This window comes from Pseudodesulfovibrio karagichevae (genome assembly GCF_041414475.1).
Classification (GTDB): domain Bacteria; phylum Desulfobacterota; class Desulfovibrionia; order Desulfovibrionales; family Desulfovibrionaceae; genus Pseudodesulfovibrio; species Pseudodesulfovibrio karagichevae.
The window spans coordinates 23,158-45,002 of record NZ_JBGLYH010000015.1 but is presented as its reverse complement, the minus strand read 5'-3'; the positions used below and the strand labels follow the sequence as shown (position 1 = coordinate 45,002).

General features: G+C 65.0%; 18 protein-coding genes and 1 pseudogene. 16 read left to right on the top strand and 3 right to left on the bottom strand.

Annotated elements, in window-relative coordinates:
- Positions 1-3: 3 nt before the first annotated feature.
- From trxA to AB6M95_RS07345, 9 genes and pseudogenes are all read left to right on the top strand, one after another.
- Positions 4-324, top strand: a complete 321-nt coding sequence (gene trxA / locus AB6M95_RS07385; RefSeq protein WP_071547203.1) for a thioredoxin — start codon at positions 4-6, stop codon at positions 322-324.
- Between the two features lie 3 nt (positions 325-327).
- Positions 328-1,245: a thioredoxin-disulfide reductase gene (gene trxB, locus AB6M95_RS07380; RefSeq protein ID WP_371386097.1), complete on the top strand. Its 918-nt coding sequence runs from the start codon at positions 328-330 to the stop codon at positions 1,243-1,245.
- A gap of 8 nt (positions 1,246-1,253) precedes the next feature.
- Positions 1,254-1,982: an outer membrane protein assembly factor BamD gene (locus AB6M95_RS07375; protein ID WP_371386096.1), complete on the top strand. Its 729-nt coding sequence runs from the start codon at positions 1,254-1,256 to the stop codon at positions 1,980-1,982.
- 34 nt (positions 1,983-2,016) lie between these two features.
- Positions 2,017-2,880: a hypothetical protein gene (locus AB6M95_RS07370; protein WP_371386095.1), complete on the top strand. Its 864-nt coding sequence runs from the start codon at positions 2,017-2,019 to the stop codon at positions 2,878-2,880.
- A 2-nt stretch (positions 2,881-2,882) separates the two neighbouring features.
- Positions 2,883-4,934, top strand: coding sequence for an elongation factor G (gene fusA, locus AB6M95_RS07365; protein ID WP_371386094.1), 2,052 nt, complete (start codon positions 2,883-2,885; stop codon positions 4,932-4,934).
- Between the two features lie 90 nt (positions 4,935-5,024).
- Positions 5,025-5,477 (top strand): DUF2062 domain-containing protein, encoded by a 453-nt coding sequence (locus tag AB6M95_RS07360; protein ID WP_371386093.1) that lies wholly within the window; start codon positions 5,025-5,027, stop codon positions 5,475-5,477.
- Positions 5,478-5,621: 144 nt separating this feature from the next.
- On the top strand, positions 5,622-7,703 hold the full coding sequence (locus tag AB6M95_RS07355) for a methyl-accepting chemotaxis protein (protein WP_371386092.1): 2,082 nt from the start codon (positions 5,622-5,624) through the stop codon (positions 7,701-7,703).
- 138 nt (positions 7,704-7,841) lie between these two features.
- Positions 7,842-10,112: pseudogene (locus tag AB6M95_RS07350) on the top strand (chemotaxis protein CheA).
- 18 nt (positions 10,113-10,130) lie between these two features.
- Positions 10,131-11,198 (top strand): protein-glutamate methylesterase/protein-glutamine glutaminase, encoded by a 1,068-nt coding sequence (locus AB6M95_RS07345; protein WP_371386091.1) that lies wholly within the window; start codon positions 10,131-10,133, stop codon positions 11,196-11,198.
- A 107-nt stretch (positions 11,199-11,305) separates the two neighbouring features.
- Here the strand turns inward: AB6M95_RS07345 and AB6M95_RS07340 are convergent, their stop codons facing one another.
- Both AB6M95_RS07340 and crcB read right to left on the bottom strand, forming a co-directional pair.
- Complete coding sequence (locus AB6M95_RS07340; RefSeq protein ID WP_371386090.1) at positions 11,306-11,653, bottom strand: DUF190 domain-containing protein; 348 nt, start codon at positions 11,651-11,653, stop codon at positions 11,306-11,308.
- Between the two features lie 21 nt (positions 11,654-11,674).
- Positions 11,675-12,052 (bottom strand): fluoride efflux transporter CrcB, encoded by a 378-nt coding sequence (crcB, locus tag AB6M95_RS07335; protein WP_371386089.1) that lies wholly within the window; start codon positions 12,050-12,052, stop codon positions 11,675-11,677.
- Between the two features lie 46 nt (positions 12,053-12,098).
- Between crcB and AB6M95_RS07330 the strand changes: the two genes are divergently transcribed.
- The 4 genes from AB6M95_RS07330 to aat all read left to right on the top strand — a co-directional run bounded on the left by AB6M95_RS07330 (position 12,099) and on the right by aat (position 16,152).
- Entirely contained in the window at positions 12,099-12,695 is a 597-nt protein-coding gene (locus AB6M95_RS07330) for a class IV adenylate cyclase (protein ID WP_371386088.1), read from the top strand.
- A gap of 80 nt (positions 12,696-12,775) precedes the next feature.
- Positions 12,776-13,090 (top strand): ATP-dependent Clp protease adapter ClpS, encoded by a 315-nt coding sequence (clpS, locus tag AB6M95_RS07325; RefSeq protein ID WP_371386087.1) that lies wholly within the window; start codon positions 12,776-12,778, stop codon positions 13,088-13,090.
- 9 nt (positions 13,091-13,099) lie between these two features.
- Positions 13,100-15,415 (top strand): ATP-dependent Clp protease ATP-binding subunit ClpA, encoded by a 2,316-nt coding sequence (clpA, locus tag AB6M95_RS07320; protein WP_371386124.1) that lies wholly within the window; start codon positions 13,100-13,102, stop codon positions 15,413-15,415.
- A 44-nt stretch (positions 15,416-15,459) separates the two neighbouring features.
- Positions 15,460-16,152, top strand: a complete 693-nt coding sequence (aat, locus tag AB6M95_RS07315) for a leucyl/phenylalanyl-tRNA--protein transferase (RefSeq protein WP_371386086.1) — start codon at positions 15,460-15,462, stop codon at positions 16,150-16,152.
- 7 nt (positions 16,153-16,159) lie between these two features.
- On the opposite strand, the gene AB6M95_RS07310 is transcribed toward aat, so the two are convergent.
- A complete protein-coding gene (locus tag AB6M95_RS07310; protein WP_371386085.1) occupies positions 16,160-16,639 on the bottom strand; it encodes a hypothetical protein in 480 nt (159 codons plus the stop codon).
- 83 nt (positions 16,640-16,722) lie between these two features.
- Here AB6M95_RS07310 and uvrB point away from each other — a divergent pair, with 83 nt between their 5' ends.
- Genes uvrB through ligA form a run of 3 tightly spaced genes read left to right on the top strand, consistent with a single transcriptional unit; the run spans position 16,723 to position 21,845 of the window.
- Complete coding sequence (uvrB, locus tag AB6M95_RS07305) at positions 16,723-18,729, top strand: excinuclease ABC subunit UvrB (RefSeq protein ID WP_371386084.1); 2,007 nt, start codon at positions 16,723-16,725, stop codon at positions 18,727-18,729.
- 36 nt (positions 18,730-18,765) lie between these two features.
- Positions 18,766-19,767 (top strand): potassium channel family protein, encoded by a 1,002-nt coding sequence (locus tag AB6M95_RS07300; RefSeq protein WP_371386083.1) that lies wholly within the window; start codon positions 18,766-18,768, stop codon positions 19,765-19,767.
- Between the two features lie 23 nt (positions 19,768-19,790).
- Positions 19,791-21,845 carry an NAD-dependent DNA ligase LigA gene (gene ligA / locus AB6M95_RS07295; protein WP_371386082.1) on the top strand — a complete coding sequence of 685 codons (2,055 nt, stop codon included), beginning with the start codon at positions 19,791-19,793 and terminating at the stop codon, positions 21,843-21,845.

Below are 21,845 nucleotides of genomic sequence, written 5' to 3'. Positions count from 1 at the left end.
TTCATGGCGAACCAGATCACCGACGGTAGTTTTGAGCAGGACGTTCTGCAGAGTGATATTCCGGTCCTCATCGATTTCTGGGCGCCTTGGTGCGGTCCCTGCCGCGCCATGGGTCCCGTCATCGACGAGCTGGCCGAGGAATTCGACGGTCAGGTCAAAATCGTCAAGATGAATGTAGACGAAAACTCCGCCACTCCCGGCAAGTACGGTATTCGCGCCATCCCCACCCTGATTCTGTTCAAGGGCGGCGAAGTCGTCGACCAGTCCACCGGTGCCGTTTCCAAGAGCAGCATCAAGGAAATGATCACGAAAAAGGCGCTGTAATCGATGAAATCTTATGACGCCGTAGTCATAGGGGGCGGCCCGGCAGGAATGACGGCTGCCCTTTATCTTTTACGGGCCGGAGTGAAGACCGCCATGGCCGAGAAGCTGTCCCCCGGCGGGCAGGTTCTGATGACCTCGGAGATCGAGAATTACCCCGGTTTTCCCAAGGGGCTCCAGGGGTGGGAGCTGGCCGACAAGTTCGCCAACCACCTTGAGGACTATGACCTTCACCGGATCAACGACGAAGTCCGTGAAATCAAGGTCGGCTCCCCCTGGCACACCCTTGTGGTGGGCGGCGAGGAGGTACGGGCCAAGGCCGTTGTGCTGGCCACCGGCTCCCGCTACCGCAAGCTCGGCGTGCCCGGCGAGGAGCGACTGCTCGGCCGGGGCGTGTCCTATTGCGCCCTGTGCGACGGCAACTTCTTCCGCGGCCGCGACGTGGCCGTCATCGGCGGCGGCAACTCCGCCCTCGAGGAGGCCCTGTACCTGGCCCGCCTGGTCGACAAGGTCTACCTCATCCACCGGCGCGAGGATTTCCGCGGCCACATCTGCTACCAGAACAAGTGCTTCGCCCACGAGAAGATCAAGGTCATCCGCAACAAGGTGGTGGACGAGATCATCGGCGGCAGCGACGTGGAGGCCCTGGCCCTGCGCGACGTCTGCAACGGCGAGCAGTCCCGGCTGGATCTCGACGGCGTCTTCATCTTCGTCGGGTTCGAACCGATCATCGACTTCGTTCCCAAGGACATCGAGATGGTGCCCAACGGGGTCGTGACCGACGTGGAAATGTGCACCAACGTACCCGGCATCTTCGCCGCCGGCGACATCCGGGCCAAGCAGTGCCGTCAGGTTGCCTCCGCCGTGGGCGACGGGGCGACCGCCGCCACCGCCGCCTTTTCCTATCTTGAGAAATTGGACTAGGAGTCCCCATGCGTCGAATATTGGCCCCCGTCCTTGTCGTCGTCCTGTTGTCCCTTTCTGGGTGCATCTGGATCGACAGCTATTTTCTGCCTCCGCCCGAGGATACGGCCCAGGAGCTGTACGAGGCGGGTATGGCGGCCATGGACCAGAAGGAATACGGGGACGCCCAGGATTACTTCTCGAAACTCAAGGACCGCTTCCCGTTCAGTCCGTACTCCCTCAAGGGCGAACTGGCCCTGGGCGACGCCTATTTCATGGACGAGGACTACTTGCACGCCCTGGATTCGTACAAGGAGTTCGAGGCCCTGCACCCCAGCAATGAGAACATCCCCTACGTGCTCTATCAGATTGCCAAAACCGACGTGTCCATGTTCAAGACCATCGACAGGCGGCAGGAGAACATCAAGGAGGGGCTGGAATACCTCTACCGGCTGGTGGAGACCTACCCGAAGTCCGAGTATGTCGCGCCCGCCAAGGAAATGATCCTCAAGAGCCGCCGCATCCTGGCGGAGCACGAGATATTCGTGGCCGACTTCTTCTGGCGCACGGACCAGTTCGGCCCGGCGTGGCACCGGTATCAGTACGTGGTGGAGAATTTTTCGGACATCGCCGACCTGCGCGACTACGCCATCAAGCGTGCCGAGTATTCCTACTTCGAGTACCAGAAGACCCTGTCCGAGGGCGAGCGCGAGCGCATCCAGGGGAGTTGGAAGCTCTGGCTCAAGCAGTGGCTCTAGGCCCCGTCCAATCCTTCAACATCCGGCCGTTCCCATGCCCGATTCCGCATTGTCCCTGTCCGATCTGATTGGCGAGTCCCTGGTGGACGACGCCCTGTTCGCGGCGGCCTACGAGGAGTCCACGGACGGGGAACGCGCCCTGATGAAGACCGGCATCGCCCGGCTGTATGACTGGTACGGCCCGCGCAAGGACACGGCCCGCGAGGTCGCCGAGCGTTGGCGTGGCGGGTTCGCGTCGGTCCGTCGGTCCGCGCCCGTGGATTTCGCCCTGGTCCTGTTCGACGGGACCTTCGCTTCCCCGGCCCGGCTGCTGGCCGCCCTGGTGCCCGCCATGGCCTGCGGCGTGCAAAACATCCTGGCCGTCCGCGTGGACGGCGGGGGAGACTGGGCGCACCCGCTGCTCACGGCCATGGAACTGGCCGGGCAGGAGCTGGTGGCCGACCTGACCAGGGAGGGCCTTCAGGGCCTGCTCGAGGCCCTGGCCGATGCCGGGGCGAGCGGGGCGGTCATCGACCTCGCTGGACGGCCCGGCCTCTGCCAAGGGCGGAGCAGGGTGGCCGTGCACAGCCCGGTTTTCGACCGCAGCGTCGCGCTCTTTCTGGACGACGGCGAAACCTTCGACCTCGACGCCCTGGCCTTCATCCATCCCGACACCGCGTTCACCGCGTTCGGGGCCGACGTCCCCCTGCCCGACGGATTCGTCCGGGGCGGCGGCGGATTCCCGGCCTTTCTGGACGCGGTCCAAGACGTGGCCTTCGTTCCGGCCAACCGCGTCGGCGACGCGCTGGGCCGCGCCCTGCTCGTCCTGGGCCCTGGCCAGGAAGGGTGCTGGGTCTGGCCGGAGCTGCATCCCGAGTTTTTCCTCTTTCATCGCACCGCCTGGACCATCGGAGACTGATCGTGAGCAAGAGCAACGCCCCCTCGGCGAAGGTTCTCGGCAACCTCCGCAATATCGGCATCATCGCGCACATCGATGCCGGGAAGACCACGTTGACCGAGCGGATTCTCTATTATTCCGGGAAGATCCACCGTATCGGTGAGGTCCATGAGGGCACGGCCACCATGGACTTCATGCCCGAGGAACAGGAGCGCGGCATCACCATCACCTCGGCCGTGACCACCTGCCAGTGGGACCCGTGCATGATCAACATCATCGACACGCCGGGCCACGTGGACTTCACCATCGAGGTGGAGCGCTCTCTGCGCGTGCTCGACGGGGCCGTGGGCGTGTTCTGCGGGGTCAGCGGCGTGGAGCCGCAGTCCGAGACCGTCTGGCGGCAGTCCGAGTCCTACCACGTGCCCAAGCTGGCCTTCGTCAACAAGATGGACCGGCTGGGCGCGGACTTCGAGGCCGTGCTCGAGTCCATGGTTCAGAAGCTCAGGGCCAATCCGTTGGCCGTCCAGTATCCGGACGGCGCGGGCCAGGATTTTTCCGGCGTGTTCGATCTGGTGACCATGGAGCGGCTTGAGTTCGACCAGGGGGACAGCGGCGCGACCTACACCCGCACCCCGGTCGACGAGGACCAGGCCGCCATGCTCTCGCCCTGGCGCGAGAAGCTCATCGAGGCCGCCGCCGAGGAGGACGAGGAAATCCTCGACCTGTACCTGTCCGGCGAGGACGTGCCCGCCGACAGGATCCACGCGGCCCTGCGCAAGGCCACCCTGGCGCGCCGGATCGTGCCCGTGCTGGTCGGTTCGGCGCTCAAGAACATCGGCGTGCAGCCGGTGCTCGACGCGGTCTGCCGTTACCTGCCGAGCCCCCTGGACGTTCCGCCCGCAACCGGCGTGGACCCGGTCTCGCACCAGAAGAAACATTTCGAGGTCTCCTCCAAGGAGCCCCTGTCCGCCCTGGTCTTCAAAGTGGCCATGGACTCCGGCCGCAAGCTGGCCATGATGCGCATCTATTCCGGCCGCATCGAGGCGGGCGGGACCGTGTACAACGTCACCCAGGACCAGGACGAGCGCGTGGCCCGGCTGTTCCGGCTGCACGCGGGCCGCAAGGAAAAGATCGACGCGGCGTTTGCGGGCGACATGGTGGCCGCGGCGGGCATGAAGTACGCCCGCACCGGCGACACCCTGTGCGACAGGGGAGCGCCCGTCCTGCTTGAGCAGATCGCGGACTACAAGCCGGTCATCTCCCTGGCCATCGAGCCGCGCAACACCGAGGAGGGCGACAAGCTCGACGAGGTCCTGGAAAAGTATCTCCTGGAAGACCCGACCCTGGATCTCAAGCATGACGAGGACACGGGCCAGATCATCCTGTCCGGCATGGGCGAGCTGCACCTGGAGGTCGTCCTGGAGCGGCTCGGGCGCGAGTACAAGCTCGAACCCCGCGCGGGCAAACCCCAGGTGGTCTATCAGGAGACCATCGGCGCCAAGGGATCGGGCAAGGGCGTGTTCAGCCGCGAACTGGGCGAGGTCATGCATTTCGGCGCGGTGGAGCTCTCCGTGGAGCCGTTGCCGCGCGACAAGGAACGGACCGTATCCTTTGAGGTGGACACCGAGGCCTGGCCCGCCGCCTGGCTGGAAGCGGTGCAGGACGGCATCACCGACGGGTTGCAGAGCGGCGTCATCCGGGGCTACCCGGTGCAGAACGTCCGCGTGCGCGTGCTCGGCCTGGAGCGCCGCGAGGGCGAGTCGAGCCCGGTGGGCTATCGCATGGCCTCGGCCATGGCCCTGAAGGAGGCCCTGGCCAACGCCGATCCCAAGCTCATGGAGCCGATCATGTGGGTGGAGATTTCCGTACCCGAGGAGTTCGTGGGCGACGTGGTCGGCCTGCTCGGCTCCAAGGGGGCCAAGATCGAGAACATGATCGACCGGCACGGGCTCAAGATCGTCCAGGGGCTGGCCCCGCTGGGCAGGCTGTTCGGCTTTTCCACCGACCTGCGCTCGGCCACCCAGGGCCGCGCCGGGTTCCTGATGAAGTTTTCACGTTTTGATGTCCTGGAGTAAACGTTGACCGAGAGGACTCTCCGCCGAACGCCATCGGACAAGCCGCCCGGAAGGTCCTTCCGTGATAGGTGGAAGGGCGCCAAGCGCTGGATGCGGTACTGGTATCTGCGCCTCATGCGCCAGAATTCGTCGCCCAAGAACCTGGCCGCCGCCTGCGCGCTGGGCATGTTCATCGGCGCGCTGCCGATCATCCCGTTCCAGTCCGTGGTGGTCATCGCCCTGGCCTTTGTCCTGAGGGTCAACAAGCTGGCCGCCTGGCTGGCCACCTGCTACTCCAACGCGCTCACCATGGTGCCGTTCTACTACTTCCTCTATGAGGTAGGCCGGGCCGTGACCCCCTTCCAGGACGTGGCCTTCGACCCGGACAAGCTGCGCATGGTGGACATGATCCACGCGGGCTGGAAGGTCTTCGGCGTGATGTTCGCGGGCGGACTGGCCTTCGGCATCCCGGCCACGGTCGTCACCTATTTCGTGACCCTGTTCGCCATCCGCCGCTACCGCAGGCGCCGGGCGATCCGCATCTTGCGCAAGCGCGAGGAATAGCCGCTTTCCTCTCCCTTTCCGGCCGCTGTCGGACGAGACAGGCTTTTTTCGGCTATAATTGCCAACATCCACAAAGAGGGGTAATGGTGGGCCGGTATGTGTTTTCCAATTCGTCATCCACAGCATCGCACGGGAGCCTGATGAATGCCGGTACGTCCCATGGGTAAAATGGTCCTGACGGGATTGGCGGCGTGCGCCCTGTTCGCCGCCGCAACCCTCCGGGAAGGTTGGCTGTATTATGGCCTGGCGGCCGGTTGCGTCATGCTTGTCTGCATTGCGATCGGCGCGGCCGGAGAGCGTTCCCGGACCCGGTTGAAGGCGGCCCTGGACCGGCTGGCCCGGGAGGGGGACCCCGCCCCGGGGGACGAGGCGCTGCTCGGCGGCGCGCTGGGCGCCCTGGCCGACGGACTCGCCGCCCGCCTCGAGGAGGCAGCCTATTTCGAACAGGCCCTGCGTGCGCTGGGCAGCCCCGCGCTGGTCTGCGACGCCAAGGGACGCGTCCGTCTGGCCACCCGCTCCCTGCTCAAGCTGTTGCGCAGGACCGAGGAGCAGGTGATCGGCCAGACCGTGGGCCGGGCCCTCTATGACCGCGACCAGGTCTCGGTGACCGAAAAGGCCCTGCGGGACATGAAACCCGTGGCCGAGACCCTGGATCTCAAACTGTGGGACGGGCGGGTCCTTCCGGTCCAACTCTACGTGAATATCATTTACGACGTCTCGGGCGCGGTCCTCGGCGCAGCGGCCTCTTTCCTCGATCTGTCCGAACAGAAGGCCCGCCAGCGGGAGATCGAGGAGCAGCGCGAGCGCATGAAGCAGGCGGGCGAGCGCATCAGCGGCCTGGCCGAGCACGTGGCCTCGGCCACGGAGCTGCTTTCCGCCTCGGCCGACGAGCAGGCCCAGGGCGCGCAGAAACAGCGCCGCCAGACCGCTTCCGTGGCCGCCTCCATGGAGGAGATGACCGGCACGGTGCTGGAGGTGGCCCGCAACGCCACGGTGACCAGCGAAGCCGCGGGCGAAGCCAACACCTCGGCCTCCGAGGGCGTGTCCATGGTCAACGACGCGGTCTCGGCCATCAACCAGGTGGCCGAGTCGGCCCGCCAACTGGGCCGGGAGATCGTCGAACTGGATTCCCAGGCCGGGGCCATCGGCCAGATCATCAACGTCATCAACGACATCGCGGACCAGACCAACCTGCTGGCCCTGAACGCGGCCATTGAGGCCGCCCGGGCGGGCGATGCCGGGCGCGGGTTCGCCGTGGTGGCCGACGAGGTGCGCAAGCTGGCCGAGAAGACCATGGACGCCACCAAGGAGGTGGAGAACGCCATCATCGCCATCCAGGCCCGCTCCAAGGACGCGACCAGCTCCATGCAGGCCACGGCGGCCAAAGTGGACGAGAGCACGGCCCTGTCCAACCGCGCGGGCGAGGCCCTGCAGCGGATCATGGACAACATCGGGGACATGGTGAAGCGGGTGGCCCAGATCGCCACCGCCGCCGAGGAGCAGTCCTCGGCCGCCGAGGGGATCATGCGCAGCGTGGAGGACATCGCCTCCATCGCCGAGGACGCGGACGAGGCCGCCGGGCAGGCCGCCGGGGCCACCCGGGAGATGGCCGAGCTGGCCAGGGAGCTGCTCAACGTGTCCAGGGAGTTCGGTAGCGGCAAGTCCGGGGCCGGCGACAAGCTGCGCCGGTCCGAAGGGCGGATGAAGGGCGTCCTGCCCAAGCTGGCCCAGGAATACGTGCGCAAGACCCTCGGGGAAAAAGTTTATGCGGCCATGCAGGAGGAGATGGGCGACCCGGTCTTCCTGTCCGGGGACAGCTACCCCGACCAGGCACTGCGCCAGATGGCCGAGTTCGCGGCCGGGAAGGGCGGGATGACGGTCCGGGAATTCTTCGTCGGCCTGGGCCGCTACACGGTGATCCGTTTCAACGAACTCTATCCGGGCTATTTCAAGAAGGACTCGCTCAAGGACTTCTACCTGCGCATGAACGACGTCCACGCCCAGCTGACCAAGACCCAGCCCGGCATCAAGCCGCCCAGGTTCTCCTATGAGGACAAGGGCGACGTCCTGTTCATGAACTACCGCTCAAGCCGTGGATTGTTCGAGTATTTCGAGGGCATCCTGCTCGGGGCGGCGGATTACAAGGGCGAACGGGTGGAGATAGCGGTGAAGCCCTTTGACGAACAGTCCGCCCGCGCCGAGATCAAATTCCTTGGAACCAAATAATCTCCGGCGATTTGGAAAAGATTATAATGGTCTATTCCGCTCTTTACGGATGATATACTGTCAGTACGCCGCAAGTGGCCAACCTAATCGATTCGTGCTGACGAATGCATGTGAATACGACTTGAGGAGAGTGGCGGAATGTCAGGAGACGACCTGAACAGGCAGATATTCAAGGAGGAGGCTTACGACCTCCTTATCGAACTCGAGGGAGCCCTGCTCGAACTCGAGGAAGCTCCGGACGACATGGATCTGGTCAACCAGATATTTCGGGCCCTGCATACCATCAAGGGGTCCGGCTCCATGTTCGGATTCGAGGAGATCGCCGCGTTCACCCATGAGGTGGAGACGGTCTTCGACATGGTGCGCAACGGCGACGTGCAGGCCACCCCTGTCCTGTGCAGTCTGGCCCTGCGCTCCCGGGACCAGATCCGGGCCATGCTCGACGCCGAGGATGACGAGCCCGTGTCCTCGGAGACCATGCAGGACATCCTCGACGGTCTGCGGGCCTTTGTCGACGGGACCAACCAGGCGGCCGGGGGCGATTCCGGCCAGGCCGCCCCGGACGAGGAGCCCGAAGCGGAGGACGAGCCCGAGGTAGAGCTCGATATGGAGCTTGGGGCCGAGGAAGCTCCCGAAGCCGAACCCGGCGTGGATCTTCACCGCTACACCATCACTCTCCGGCCTTTGGGCGGGGCCATCGACGTGGACGCCGTGGAGGGGTTCTTCGAGGAGCTGGAACGGCTGGGAACCCTCAAGATCGAGTCGAGCCACCGCGACACCGCCCAGGGTTGGGAACTGACCCTGGCGACCCAGGCCGCCAAGGACGACGTCCAGGACGTGTTTTTCTTCCTGGACGCCGACCTCAAGGTCAAGGTCGAGCAGGTAGGAGCCCCTTCCGCGCCGGAACCGGCCCCTGCCGAGGTCAGCCCCGCGGCGGAACCGGCCCAGGCCGCGCCCGCCCCGGCCCGTGCGTCCGGGAAGGCGAGCGGTCCGGCCACGTCGGTGGACAGCTTCGCGGACGACGAGGACCCGGTGCGCATCCCCATGATCGGCGAGATGCTCGTGGAGAGCGGCGACCTGACCTATGCGGACGTGGCCGAGGCCCTGACTTCCCAGAAAAGCGGCGTGGACAAGCCCCTGGGCCAGATCCTGACCGAGTCGGGCAAGGTCCCGGCGGACAAGGTCACCAATGCCGTCAAGCGGCAGGGCGAGGTCCGGGAAAAGGTGGTCCACAAGAAGCGCGAGGAGGCCCTGAGCAGCATCCGCGTGGCCGCCGACAAACTGGACTACCTGGTGGACCTGGTGGGCGAGCTCGTCATCGTCCAGGCGCAGATCACCCAGGTGGTCAGCGAGAAGCACGATTCGGCCCTGACCCTCCTGGCCGAGGAGCTGGAGCGTCTCAGCGACGAACTGCGCGATTCCACGCTCGGCATCCGCATGCTCCCCATCGGCACGTCCTTCAGCAAGTTCCGCCGGTTGGTGCGCGATCTTTCGGCCGACCTGGGCAAGCAGATCACCCTGGCCACCAGCGGCGCGGAGACCGAGCTGGACAAGACGGTCATCGAACGGCTGGGCGACCCGCTGGTCCATCTGCTGCGCAACTCCATCGACCACGGCATCGAACAGCCCCAGGAGCGGCAGGCCAAGGGCAAGCCGCCGCAGGGCTCCATCACGCTGTCCGCCGAGCATTCGGGCGGGGAGGTGCTCATCCGCATCGCCGACGACGGCAAGGGCATGAGCAGCGCGATGATCCGCGAGAAGGGCATCGAGCGCGGCCTGATCAGCAAGGACGCAGAGCTGACCGAGAAGGAACTGCTCAAGCTCATCTTCGAGCCCGGTTTCTCCACCGCCAAGGTCGTGACCAGCGTGTCCGGCCGGGGCGTGGGCATGGATGTGGTCAAGCGGGCCATCGACTCCCTGCGCGGGACCATCGACATCGACTCCAAGCCGAACGTGGGCACGACCATAACCATCCGCCTGCCCCTGACCCTGGCCATCATCGACGGGTTGCAGGTCCGGGTGGAGAACGAGTACTACGTCATCCCCCTGTCCCTGGTGGAGGAGTGCGTGGAGCTGTCCCGCAGCGAGGTGGAGGAGGCCGGGTCCGAGCAGCGCATCCTGCATCTGCGCGGCGAGATCGTCCCGTACATCCACATCCGCGAATGGTTCAACATCGAGGGCGAGAACCCGCCCATCGAGCAGATCGTCATCACCGGCGTGGAGGGAAGCCGCGTCGGCATCGTGGTGGACACGGTCATCGGCGAACACCAGACGGTCATCAAGAGCCTCGGCCGCGTCTACTAGGACGTGGAAGGCATTTCCGGGGCGACCATAAAGGGCGACGGTTCCATCGCGCTCATTCTGGATGTCCCCAGCCTGGTGCGCCGGGTCATTGCGGAATCCAGATAGCATTTCAAGAGGTTACAAATGCGAAAGATTCGAGTTCTCATAGTCGATGATTCGGCCGTTGTCAGGCAGACGCTCGAGGACATCCTGTCTTCCGATCCCCAGATCGAGATCATGGGAACCGCCGTGGACCCGTACGTGGCCGCCGAGCGGCTCAAGCAGGAAGTTCCGGACGTCATCACCCTGGACATCGAGATGCCACGCATGGACGGACTGACCTTCCTGCGCAAGATCATGAAGCAGCGTCCCATCCCCGTGGTCATCTGCTCGTCCGTGGCCGGGGAGGGCACCACCACGGCGCTCAAGGCCCTGGAATACGGTGCCGTGGAGATCATCACCAAGCCCAAGGTGGGCACCAAGAAGTTTCTCGAAGAGGCGAAGATCCGGCTCATCGACAAGGTCAAGGCGGCGGCCATGGCCGGGACCCGACCCATCCGGATCGCGGCCCCGCCGATACAGGTCAAGCCCAAGCTCAGCGCGGATGCGGTCATTCCCATGGGCAGGCCCACGGCCCTGTCTCCCACCGAAAAGATCTGCCTGGTGGGCGCGTCCACCGGCGGCACCGAGGCCTTGCGCGTCTTTCTCGAGGCGCAGCCGGAGAACTGCCCGCCCATCGCCATCGTTCAGCACATGCCGGAGCATTTCACGGCGGCGTTCGCCAACCGGCTCAACGGCATCTGCCGGATCAACGTCAAGGAGGCCAAGGACGGCGACGCCCTGATGCGCGGCCTGGCCCTGATCGCGCCGGGCGACAAGCACATGCTGCTCAAGCGCACCGGGAACAAGTACTACGTCGAGGTCAAGGACGGCCCCCTGGTCTCCCGGCACCGGCCCTCGGTGGACGTGCTGTTCCGCTCCGGAGCGCGCTACGGCGGAGCCAACGTGGTGGCCGCCATAATGACCGGCATGGGCGACGACGGGGCCAAGGGCATGAAGGAGCTCAAGGACGCCGGGGCGTACACCATCGCCCAGGACGAGGCGAGTTGCGTGGTTTTCGGCATGCCCCAGGAGGCCATCAAGCAGGGCGGGGTGGACAAGGTCCTGTCCCTGGAGAAGATCGCGCCGGAGATTGTCAGGGCCTGCGGTTAGCCCGCGGAAAGGGATAGGTTCAACGGATGCGCCCCTGCGGGATGATTCCCGCAGGGGCGCCTTCTTTTTTGCCATGGAGCAGCCCCGCGCCGACGGCGCGGGAACGGCTATTCTTCGTTCATCTTGCTGTGGCGGTAGGCGATGACGTCCACCGCCTCCCTGGTGACCATGCCTTCCTTGAGCATGGCGTCGAGCTTGTCGAGCAGGGGCTGGAGCTTTTCCGGGTGGTCCACGACCTCCACGATTACGGGCAGGTCCTCGGACAGGCGCAGGATCTTGCTGGTGTGGATCAGGCTGTTGGCCCCGAAGCCCATCAGGCCCCGGTAGACCGTGGCCCCGGCCAGGCCCATCTTGCGCGCCTCGCGGACGATGGCGTCGGCCAGCGGCTGCCCGTCGAACTTGTCGTCCTCGCCTATGTAGATTCTGATTCGTTCAGCTTTTTCGAGCAATTTCATGGCGTTCCCCCAAATGGTTGGTTAGAGCAGGCGGCCCAGGGCGATGCCTGCCAGGACCAGGGCCAGTCCGGCCACGGACTGGCCGACGACGTTGACCAGGGCCATGGCCATCTGCGCGGACTTGACCAGCGTGGCGGTCTCGAACATGTAGGTCGAGAAGGTGGTGAACGCGCCCAGGAATCCGGTCAGGACCAGGAGCCGGACCTCGCTGCCGGGCAGCAGGCGGTTTTCGAAGAATCCCCAGACCGCGCCGAAGAGCAGGCAGCCGGCCATGTTCACCAGGAAGGTGCCCGCCGGGAAGGAGCCGCCCGCCATGCGCTGGGCCACGCCGGAAAGATAATAGCGGGCAAGAGCTCCGGCGGCTCCGCCCAGAGAAATATAGAGAATTTTGGTCAGCATTTCGATATCCTTGGGCACAGTATACCAACACAAGGAGAGAAAGCCAATGGCGCTGGAGTGCGAATTGAAATATCTGGAGGCCGACCTGGCCGATCTGGCCGACCGGTTGCGCCGGTCCGGGGCCGAGACTTCGGGCCGCTATTTCGAGGCCAACACGGTCTTCGACCGGCCCGACCGCTCCCTGAAGCGGGACGGCATCCTCCTGCGCCTGCGCGAGAAACAGGGCCTTGCCGTGCTCACGGTCAAGCGCCCGCCCGAGTCCCCGGAGCCGTCCGCGCTCAAGATATTCGAGGAGATCGAGACCGGGGTGGAGGACGGCGGGGCCATGGCCGAGGCCCTCAATGTCCTGGGGTTCGCCCCGGCCTTCCGCTACGAGAAGGTCCGCGAGAAATGGCGGTACCGGGACTGCGTCATCTGCCTGGACCGGCTGCCCTTCGGCGATTTCGTGGAGATCGAGGGTGATGAGGCGCGGGTCCTGGCCTGCGCCGCCGAACTCGGCCTGAACGCGGCGTGCACCACCAAGGCCACCTACCACGGCCTGAATATCGAATACCGCGTGTCGAAGGGGCTGGAACCCGACGAGAATTTCGTGTTCGAGCCCGACGAGCGGGCGGCCCTGCTGGACGAACTTGAGAAACTTTGATGGTCGGCCCTCGACAGCCGGGTAAAAGGAATTTATATTGGGAGCTAGGAAATACAAAGGATTGGTGGATTCGAACCGTTATGAGCGACCCTTTTACCGGGGACCGATTCGATTCGGAGCTCCTTGGCCAACACGAGGTCAAGGAACCGAAGAAGTATAAGGTCCTGTTGCATAATGACGATTACACGACCATGGACTTCGTGGTCGAGATTCTGGTGCGCGTCTTCCGCCGGACAGAGGCGCAGGCGACGGCCATCATGCTCTCCGTGCATAACCAGGGGTACGGGGTGTGCGGCGTGTATACCGCCGAGGTGGCCGAAACCAAGGTGGACCTGGTGCACCGGCTGGCCAAGAGCGCGGGTTTCCCGCTCAAGTGCAGCATGGAAGGTGAATAGAATATGACGATGCTGAGCAAGGAACTGGAAAGTGCGTTGACCTCCGCGGTCAATGAGGTGAAGCGTCGGAACCACGAGTTCCTGACGCTCGAACACCTGCTGTACGCCATCTCCACCCAGGAGCAGGGCGAGGAAATCCTCGAGGCCTGCGGAGCGGAGATGGAACGGCTCAGGGACCAGCTCGGGCGGTTCTTCGTGGAGAACATGGAGGCCCTGCCCGAAGGCACCGAATCCGAGGTCATCCAGACGCTCGGCGTGCGCCGCGTGTTGCAGCGCGCCGTGTGGCAGAAAAAGGCCTCGGGCAAGAACACCGTGGAGGTGGGCGACGTCCTGGCCGCCATGTTCGACGAGGAGGATTCCTACGCGGTCTACTTCCTGCGCACCCACGACGTCTCCCGGCTCGATATCCTGGAGTTCATCTCGCACGGCATGTCCATGAGCGAGGACTGGAACGACCTGGGCGACGACCAGCCGTCCAAGGCCGATCCCCTGGAAGGGCGGCCCGGCGAGAAGAAGAACCCCCTCAAGGAGTTCACGGTCAACCTGACCGACCGCGCGGCCCACGGGCTCATCGACCCGCTCATCGGGCGGTCCATGGAGCTGGAACGGACCATCCAGGTCCTGTCCCGCCGCCGCAAGAACAACCCCATCTTCGTGGGCGACCCCGGCGTGGGCAAGACCGCCATGGCCGAGGGTCTGGCCCTGATGATCGTCGAGGGCAAGGTGCCCAAGGAGTTCATCAACGCCGAGGTCTACAGCCTGGACATGGGCTCGCTGCTGGCGGGCACCAAGTACCGGGGCGACTTCGAGGCGCGGCTCAAGGGGGTCCTGGCCGAGCTCAAGCAGAACCGCGACGCCATACTGTTCGTGGACGAGATCCACACCATCGTGGGCGCGGGGTCTGTCTCGGGCGGGTCCATGGACGCCTCCAACATCCTCAAGCCCCTGTTGCAGTCCGGCGAAATCCGCTGCATCGGCTCGACTACCTTCGAGGAGTACAAGAACCATTTCGAAAAGGACCGCGCCCTGTCTCGCCGGTTCCAGAAGATCGAGATCAACGAGCCCACCGTGGAGGAGACCATCGCCATCCTCAAGGGCTTGCAGTCCCACTACGAGCAGTTCCACGGGGTCAACTACACCCATTTCGCCCTCAAGGCGGCGGCCGAACTGTCCGAGCGGCACATCACCGACCGGTTCCTGCCGGACAAGGCCATCGACGTCATGGACGAGGTCGGGGCGCTGTACAAGCTCTCCGGTCGGCCGCGCAAGGGTGACCGCATCAAGGTGGCCGACGTGGAGAAGGTCGTGGCCCGCATGGCCCGTATTCCGGCCCGCAGGCTGACCATGTCCGACCGCGAGCGGCTCAAGAGCCTGGAAGGCGACCTCAAGTCCGTGGTCTTCGGCCAGGACGAGGCCGTGGCGGCCCTGGCCAAGTCCATCAAGCGCTCCCGCGCGGGCATGCGCCAGATGGGCCGCCCCGTGGGCAGCTTCCTGCTGACCGGCCCCACCGGCGTGGGCAAGACCGAGCTGGCCCGGCAACTGGCAGCGGTGCTCGGCATAGGCTTTTTGCGCTTCGACATGTCCGAATACATGGAGAAGCACGCCGTGGCCCGGCTCATCGGCGCGCCCCCGGGCTACGTGGGCTTCGACCAGGGCGGGCTGCTGACCGAGGGCGTGCGCAATAAGCCGCACTGCGTGGTCCTGTTCGACGAGATCGAGAAGGCCCACCCCGACGTCTTCAACATCCTGCTTCAGGTCATGGACTACGCCACCCTGACCGACAACAACGGGCGCAAGGCCGACTTCCGGCACGTCATCCTGCTGATGACCTCCAACGCGGGCGCCCGCGAGATGTCCAAGGGGGCCATCGGCTTCAAGCGCGACGAGAATTCCGACCGCAAGGGCGAGGCCATGAAGGCGCTGGAAAAGCTCTTCAGCCCCGAGTTCCGCAACCGGCTCGACGCCACCGTGACCTTCCACTCCCTGGAGCAGCCGGTCATGGAGCGGATCGTGGACAAGTTCGTCAAGGAGCTCAACGACCAGCTGCAGGACCGCCGCGTGGTGGTCGCCCTGACCGACGCGGCCCGGGCGCGGCTGGCCGAGCTCGGCCACGACGCCTCCATGGGCGCGCGTCCCATGGGCCGGGTCATCCAGACCGAGATCAAGGACGTCATCGCGGACGAACTGCTCTTCGGTTCCCTGACCAAGGGCGGGGTGGTCACCGTGGACGTGGCCGGAAAGAAAAAGAAGTCCAAGAAGCGTCCGGCCGTCGGCGAGTCCGGGGAATTCGCGTTCTCCTTCGACGTCGTCGGGACCAAGCAATAGCAATTCACGGAGGGCGGCGCGGGCCGCCCTCTTTATTGCAGCCCATGACCATCTACCGCCTGTTCGAAGACCCCGTTTTCCCCGACCCGGAAGAGGCCGACCCGGACGGGCTGCTCGCCGTGGGCGGGGACCTCTCGCCCCAGCGGCTGCTGAACGCCTACGCCAACGGCATCTTCCCGTGGTACGCCGAGAATTCGCCTATCCTGTGGTGGTCCACCAACCCGAGGCTGGCGCTGGTCCCCTCGGAATTGCACGTGCCGCGCAGTCTGCGCAGGGTGCTCAACAAAGGGACCTTCTCCTTTACCCTGGACACCCGGTTCGAGGCGGTCATCCGGCGCTGCGCCTGCTGTCCGAGGCCCGAGCAGGAGGGCACCTGGATCGTGGACGAGATGATCGAGGCCTACACCGCGCTGCACCGGCTGGGCTACGCGCACAGCGTGGAGGCGTGGCAGGGCGGCGATCTGGTGGGGGGGCTGTACGGCGTGTCGCTGGGCTCGATTTTCTATGGCGAGTCCATGTTCCACCACGTGGCGGACGCCTCCAAGGCGGCCTTCGCCGTGTTCGTGGAGCAGCTGCGGAAATGGGGGTTCACCCTCATCGACTGCCAGCAGACCACCCGGCATCTCCTGCGCTTCGGCGCGCGGGAGTTCCAGCGGTTCCGCTTCATGGCCATGATCCGCGAGGGGGTGAACGCGCCCACCCTCGAAGGGATGTGGCGGTTCGACGATCAGGCGTGACCCCGGCTCAGTCCTCGTCCGCCAGGGGCAGGTGCCGACTCAGGTCGAAGTATCCCTTGAGGGGGAACTTCAGGGGATAACTCGGGATTTTCTCGAACTCGATGAACCCGGCGTCCTTGCCCGGCTGGATCTCGGTGAACCCGGCCAGCCCGACCGGAACCGGGAAGGACAGCGGGTTGGAGTTGATGGCCGTAAGCCTTGTGGAATACTGTTCTTTCAGGTAATTGATGATGAGATCGCGCTCGTCGGCCGTGAAGGACTCCAGAATGACCTTGCGGCCTTCCGGCAGAACGGTTTTCGGGGCGGAAGCGTCGAGTTCGATCAGTCCCGTGTAGTCCGACTCCGATTCCTCGGACCGGTTCCAGCGGGAGCGGAACAGGTGCACCTCGACGTCGCGCCGTCCCTTGAAACTCCTGATGACCATGGACAGGGAGTAGGCTCGCTCGGTGGGCAGTGGGGAAGCGGGGGTGTTGATGGAGATATCCATAGCGCTGACTCCGGATCGCGGTTGCGGTTTTTTATAGTTACTTACGTGTTTTGGCGGGCCAGCTCAAGCCCGGGTGTGAAAGAATGCCGGATTTCAAACTCGTCAGCGAATATACCCTCAAGGGCGACCAGCCCCAGGCCGTGGCCGAGCTCATCGACGGGCTGAACAGCGGCGTGCGCGACCAGGTCCTGCTCGGCGCCACGGGCACGGGCAAGACCTTCACCATGGCCAACGTGGTGGCCCAGCTCAACCGCCCGGCCCTGGTCCTGGCCCCGAACAAGACCCTGGCCGCCCAGCTCTATACCGAGTTCAAGGGGCTGTTCCCGGACAATGCGGTCGAATACTTTGTCAGTTATTACGACTACTACCAGCCCGAAGCGTACATGCCGCACTCGGACGTATACATCGAGAAGGACTCGTCCATCAACGACGACATCGACAAGATGCGCCACTCGGCCACCCACGCGCTGCTGACGCGCCGGGACGTGCTCCTGGTGGCCTCGGTGTCGTGCATCTACGGGTTGGGCTCCCCGGATTTCTACGCCAAGATGGTCATTCCCGTTGAGGAAGGGCAGACCATGGCCATGGACTCCCTGCTCGGGCGGCTGGTGGAGATCCACTACGAACGCAACGACTACGATTTCCACCGCAGCAGCTTCCGGGTGCGCGGCGACGTGGTCGAGATCATCCCGGCCTACAGCCGCGAGAAGGCGCTGCGCATCGAGTTCTTCGGCGACGAGATCGACTCCATCACCGAGACCGATCCCCTCACCGGCGAGGTCAAGGACCGGCTGCGCAAGACGGTCATCTACCCGGGCTCGCACTTCGTGTCCGACCGCGACAACGTGGACCGGGCCATCAACGACATCCGCGACGAACTCCAGTCCCGGCTGGCCTACCTCAAGCGCAACAACAAGCTGGTCGAGGCCCAGCGCCTGGAGCAGCGGACCATGTACGACCTCGAGACCATCGAGGAACTGGGCTACTGCAACGGCATCGAGAACTACTCGCGCCACCTGGACGGGCGCGTGGAGGGCCAGCCGCCCTCGACCCTGCTCGACTATTTTCCGGACGACTTCATCCTCTTCGTGGACGAGTCGCACATCGCGCTGCCCCAGGTGGGCGGCATGTACCGGGGCGACCGCTCGCGCAAGACCACCCTCGTGGATTTCGGCTTCCGCCTGCCCTCGGCCCTGGACAACCGGCCGCTCAACTACGAGGAGTTCCAGGAGCGCATCCACCAGGCCGTGTACGTCTCGGCCACGCCCGGCCCGCTGGAGCTGGACCTGGCCCAGGGCGTTGTCGTGGAGCAGATCATCCGGCCCACCGGACTGGTGGACCCGGAGATCGAGGTGCGCAGGACGCAGGGACAGATTGACGATTTGCTGGCGGAGTGTAAGAAGAGGCAGGCGAGGGACGAGCGGGTTCTGGTGACCACGCTGACCAAGCGCATGGCCGAGGACCTGAACGACTACCTGAACCAAATGGGCGTGCAGGCCAAGTATCTGCATTCCGACATCGACACGCTGGAGCGCATGGCCATCATCCAGGCGCTCAGGCAAGGCGAGTTCTTCGTCCTGGTGGGCATCAACCTCCTGCGCGAGGGTCTGGACATCCCCGAGGTCTCCCTGGTGGCCATCCTGGACGGCGACAAGGAAGGGTTCCTGCGTTCCACGCGCTCGCTCATCCAGACCTTCGGCCGGGCCGCCCGGAACTCGGAGGGACGGGTCATCCTGTACGCGGACAAGGTTACGGACTCCATGGCCGCGGCCATGGGCGAGACCGAGCGCAGACGGGAGAAGCAGCAGGAGTACAACCGGGTGCACGGCATCACGCCGACCACCATCATCAAGAAGGTGGACAACCTCTTCGGGGAGCTCGGGGGCCATGCCGACAAAGACGGCGCCGCCGTGGCCCTGGCCGCGGAGGACGGCGTGGACTACGGCGCGGACCTGAAGACGCTGAACAAGACCGTCAAGCGGCTGGAGCGGGAGATGCGCGAGGCCGCCAAGGAACTGGAATTCGAACGGGCCGCGGAACTCCGGGACCGCATCGCCCGGATTCGCGAGCGGATGCTGGAGCTGGGGTAAGGGATGAAGGGCACTTTTCACCGACGGATGTTGCGCATGCGCGCCAGGCTGGGCTCCTTCTGGAGCATCGTCCTCGGCGTCATCTATCTCTTCCTGATCTTCCTGCTCGGCATCGGCTTCTACATGATCTACGAGCACTGGGACCTGGGCAGCGCCTTCTACATGGTGGTCATCACCCTTTCCACCGTGGGCTTCATGGAGGTCAACCAGCTCTCCCCGGAAGGGCGCATCTTCACGGCCTTCCTGATCATGCTCGGGGTGGGCGGCTTCGTGTACATCGCCGGCGCGTTCGCCCAGGTGCTCATGGACGGGCGACTGCAAATCTTGTGGGGTAAGCATAGAATGATGAAAATGATCAGCAAGTTGAGGAACCACTTCATCGTCTGCGGCCACGGCCGCATCGGCAGCATCGTGGTCCAGGAGATCATGAACGACGGCCACGACGTGGTGGTCATCGAGAACGATCCGGCCCTCATCGACAAGATGGAGCAGGAGGGCATTCTGTGCCTGGAGGGCGACGCCACCAGCGACGCCGTGCTCATGAGCGCCGGGCTGCCCTATGCCAAGTCCCTGATCTCGGCCGTGACCAGCGAGGCGGCCAACGTCTACGTCACCCTGACCGCCCGCCAGCTCAACCCCAAGATCACCATCGTGGCCCGCGCCGGGGACAAGTCGCACATCTCGCGTCTGGAGCTGGCCGGGGCGGACCGGGTGGTCCTGCCGCATTTCATCGGCGGGCTGCGCATGGCCCAGAGCGTGCTCAGGCCCACGGTGACCAACTTTCTCGAACTGGCCGTGCGCGGCGGCATCGACCTCCAGATGGAGGAACTGGCCGTGTCGCCCGAGTCGGAGCTGGTGGACAAGGACCTCATCGAATCCAGGATCAGGCCCAACTACAACCTGATCATCATCGCCATCAAGAAGGAGACCGGGGAGATGGTCTTCAACCCCGGCCCCAAGGAGATCATCCGGGCCAACGACACGCTGCTGGCCGTTGGCAAGAAGACCAATCTGGCTGAACTCAGAGAAATTTTGTAATTATATCCAGGTAGAAAGAATACATGGTTCCTGACAGCGTTGCCCAGCGCGCGGCGTTTCTGCGCGAAAAAATCGAATATCACAACCACCGCTATTACGTTCTGGACGATCCCGAGATCTCGGACCAGGAGTTCGACGTCCTGTTCCGCGAGCTGACCGCCATCGAGGTCGAGCATCCCGAGCTGGACGACCCCAACTCCCCGACCAAGCGGGTGGGCGGCGAGCCCGCCGAGGGGTTCACCCCCTACGAGCACGCCCTGCGGCTGTACTCCCTGGACAACGCCATGGACCTGGACGCCTGGTACGCCTTCCACGAGCGCGTGGCCAAGGGCGTGGGCACCTCCGACATAGCCTACTGGGCCGACCCGAAGATGGACGGCCTGGCCCTGGAGGTCATCTACGAGAACGGCCGGTACGTGCGCGCGGCCACGCGCGGCGACGGCCTGGTGGGCGAGGACGTGACCGGCAACATGCGCACGGTCATGAACCTGCCCATGACCCTGCACGGCGACGACGTCCCCGAGCTGCTCGAGGTGCGCGGCGAAGTGATCATGTCCAACAAGGACTTCGCGGCCCTCAACGCGCGCCAGGAGGAGAAGGGCGACAAGGTCTTCGCCAACCCGCGCAACGCGGCGGCAGGGACCATCCGCCAGCTCGACCCCAAGGTGGCCGCCTCGCGCCCCCTGCGCTTCATGGCCTACGGCGTGGGCCGGGTGCGGTGGGCGGGCCGGGAAGCCGACTGGGCCACCCAACAGGAACTCATGGAAGGGCTGCGCGATCTCGGCTTCGCCATCCCGCCCGACGTGAAGCTGTGCGCCTCGGCCAAGGAAGTGGCCGACTATTTCCAGCAGCTGATGGCCATGCGGGCCACGCTGCCGTTCGAGATCGACGGCATGGTCGCCAAGGTCAACGACCGCGAGATGCAGGAGGCGCTCGGCTACACCTCCCGCGCCCCGCGCTGGGCCCTGGCCCTCAAGTTCCCGGCGCACCAGACCAGGACCCGGCTCAACGCCATCCGCATCCAGGTGGGCCGCACCGGCGTGCTCACCCCGGTGGCCGAGCTTGAGCCCGTGGAGCTGGCGGGCGTGGTGGTCTCCAACGCCACCCTGCACAACAAGGGATACATCGCGGAGCGCGACCTGCGCGTGGGCGACACAGTGCTCATCCAGCGGGCGGGCGACGTCATCCCGCAGGTCCTGTCCGCCGACCTGGAAGAGCGGCCCGACAACGCCGAGCCCTTCATCTTTCCCGATATCTGTCCGGTCTGCGAGAGCCCGGCCGTGGAGGACGGCGAGCGGGTGGTCTGCACCAACCCCGCCTGCCCGGCCAAGACCGTGCAGCGGCTCATCCACTTCGTATCCAAGGCGGGCCTGGACATGGAGGGCGTGGGCAGGCAGTGGGTCCGCAAGCTGGCCGAGGACGGGGTCCTGAACACCCCGGCCGACCTCTTCACCCTGAAGAAGACCGACCTGCTCAAGTACGAGCGCATGGGCGACAAGTCGGCTGAGAATTTCATCCAGGCCATCCAAAAAGCCAAGGAGGAGGCCCCCCTGTGGCGGCTTATCGCCGGGCTCGGCATCCGCCATATCGGCGAGCAGGCCGCGCGTACCCTGGCCGCCCGGTTCAAGGACCTCGACGCGCTTTTCGCTTCCACCCTCGACGACCTGACCGAACTCGACGGCATCGGCGACATCATGGCCGAATCCATCCTCGATTTCCGGGTGGACGCCTCCAACCGCCGGATGATCGAGCAGTTCAAGGAGGCGGGCCTCCATCCCGAAGGCGGCCCGGTTGCCGCCGCGCCCGACGCGGACGCGCCCCTGGCCGGAAAGGTCTTCCTGTTCACCGGGACCCTGCCCGTGACGCGCGACGAGGCCCACGCCATGGTCGAGGCGCACGGCGGCGTGCCGGTCAAGTCCGTCTCCAAAAAGGTGGACTACCTGGTGGCGGGCGAGAAGGCCGGGTCCAAGGTCGCCAAGGCCGGGGCCCTGGGGGTGGAAGTCATTGACTTCGAAGCCTTCAAGGCATTACTCGAAGGCAAGACCGCAAAAAAGCCGAAGTCCCTGCTGGACTTCTAA

Coding starts and splice junctions, on each gene's coding strand:
- trxA (WP_071547203.1), top strand. CDS start 4: ATGGCGAACCAGATCACCGACGGTAGTTTTGAGCAGGACGTTCTGCAG.
- trxB (WP_371386097.1), top strand. CDS start 328: ATGAAATCTTATGACGCCGTAGTCATAGGGGGCGGCCCGGCAGGAATG.
- AB6M95_RS07375 (WP_371386096.1), top strand. CDS start 1,254: ATGCGTCGAATATTGGCCCCCGTCCTTGTCGTCGTCCTGTTGTCCCTT.
- AB6M95_RS07370 (WP_371386095.1), top strand. CDS start 2,017: ATGCCCGATTCCGCATTGTCCCTGTCCGATCTGATTGGCGAGTCCCTG.
- AB6M95_RS07360 (WP_371386093.1), top strand. CDS start 5,025: ATGCGGTACTGGTATCTGCGCCTCATGCGCCAGAATTCGTCGCCCAAG.
- AB6M95_RS07355 (WP_371386092.1), top strand. CDS start 5,622: ATGCCGGTACGTCCCATGGGTAAAATGGTCCTGACGGGATTGGCGGCG.
- AB6M95_RS07345 (WP_371386091.1), top strand. CDS start 10,131: ATGCGAAAGATTCGAGTTCTCATAGTCGATGATTCGGCCGTTGTCAGG.
- AB6M95_RS07340 (WP_371386090.1), bottom strand. CDS start 11,653: ATGAAATTGCTCGAAAAAGCTGAACGAATCAGAATCTACATAGGCGAG.
- crcB (WP_371386089.1), bottom strand. CDS start 12,052: ATGCTGACCAAAATTCTCTATATTTCTCTGGGCGGAGCCGCCGGAGCT.
- AB6M95_RS07330 (WP_371386088.1), top strand. CDS start 12,099: ATGGCGCTGGAGTGCGAATTGAAATATCTGGAGGCCGACCTGGCCGAT.
- clpS (WP_371386087.1), top strand. CDS start 12,776: ATGAGCGACCCTTTTACCGGGGACCGATTCGATTCGGAGCTCCTTGGC.
- clpA (WP_371386124.1), top strand. CDS start 13,100: ATGCTGAGCAAGGAACTGGAAAGTGCGTTGACCTCCGCGGTCAATGAG.
- aat (WP_371386086.1), top strand. CDS start 15,460: ATGACCATCTACCGCCTGTTCGAAGACCCCGTTTTCCCCGACCCGGAA.
- AB6M95_RS07310 (WP_371386085.1), bottom strand. CDS start 16,639: ATGGATATCTCCATCAACACCCCCGCTTCCCCACTGCCCACCGAGCGA.
- uvrB (WP_371386084.1), top strand. CDS start 16,723: ATGCCGGATTTCAAACTCGTCAGCGAATATACCCTCAAGGGCGACCAG.
- AB6M95_RS07300 (WP_371386083.1), top strand. CDS start 18,766: ATGCGCGCCAGGCTGGGCTCCTTCTGGAGCATCGTCCTCGGCGTCATC.
- ligA (WP_371386082.1), top strand. CDS start 19,791: ATGGTTCCTGACAGCGTTGCCCAGCGCGCGGCGTTTCTGCGCGAAAAA.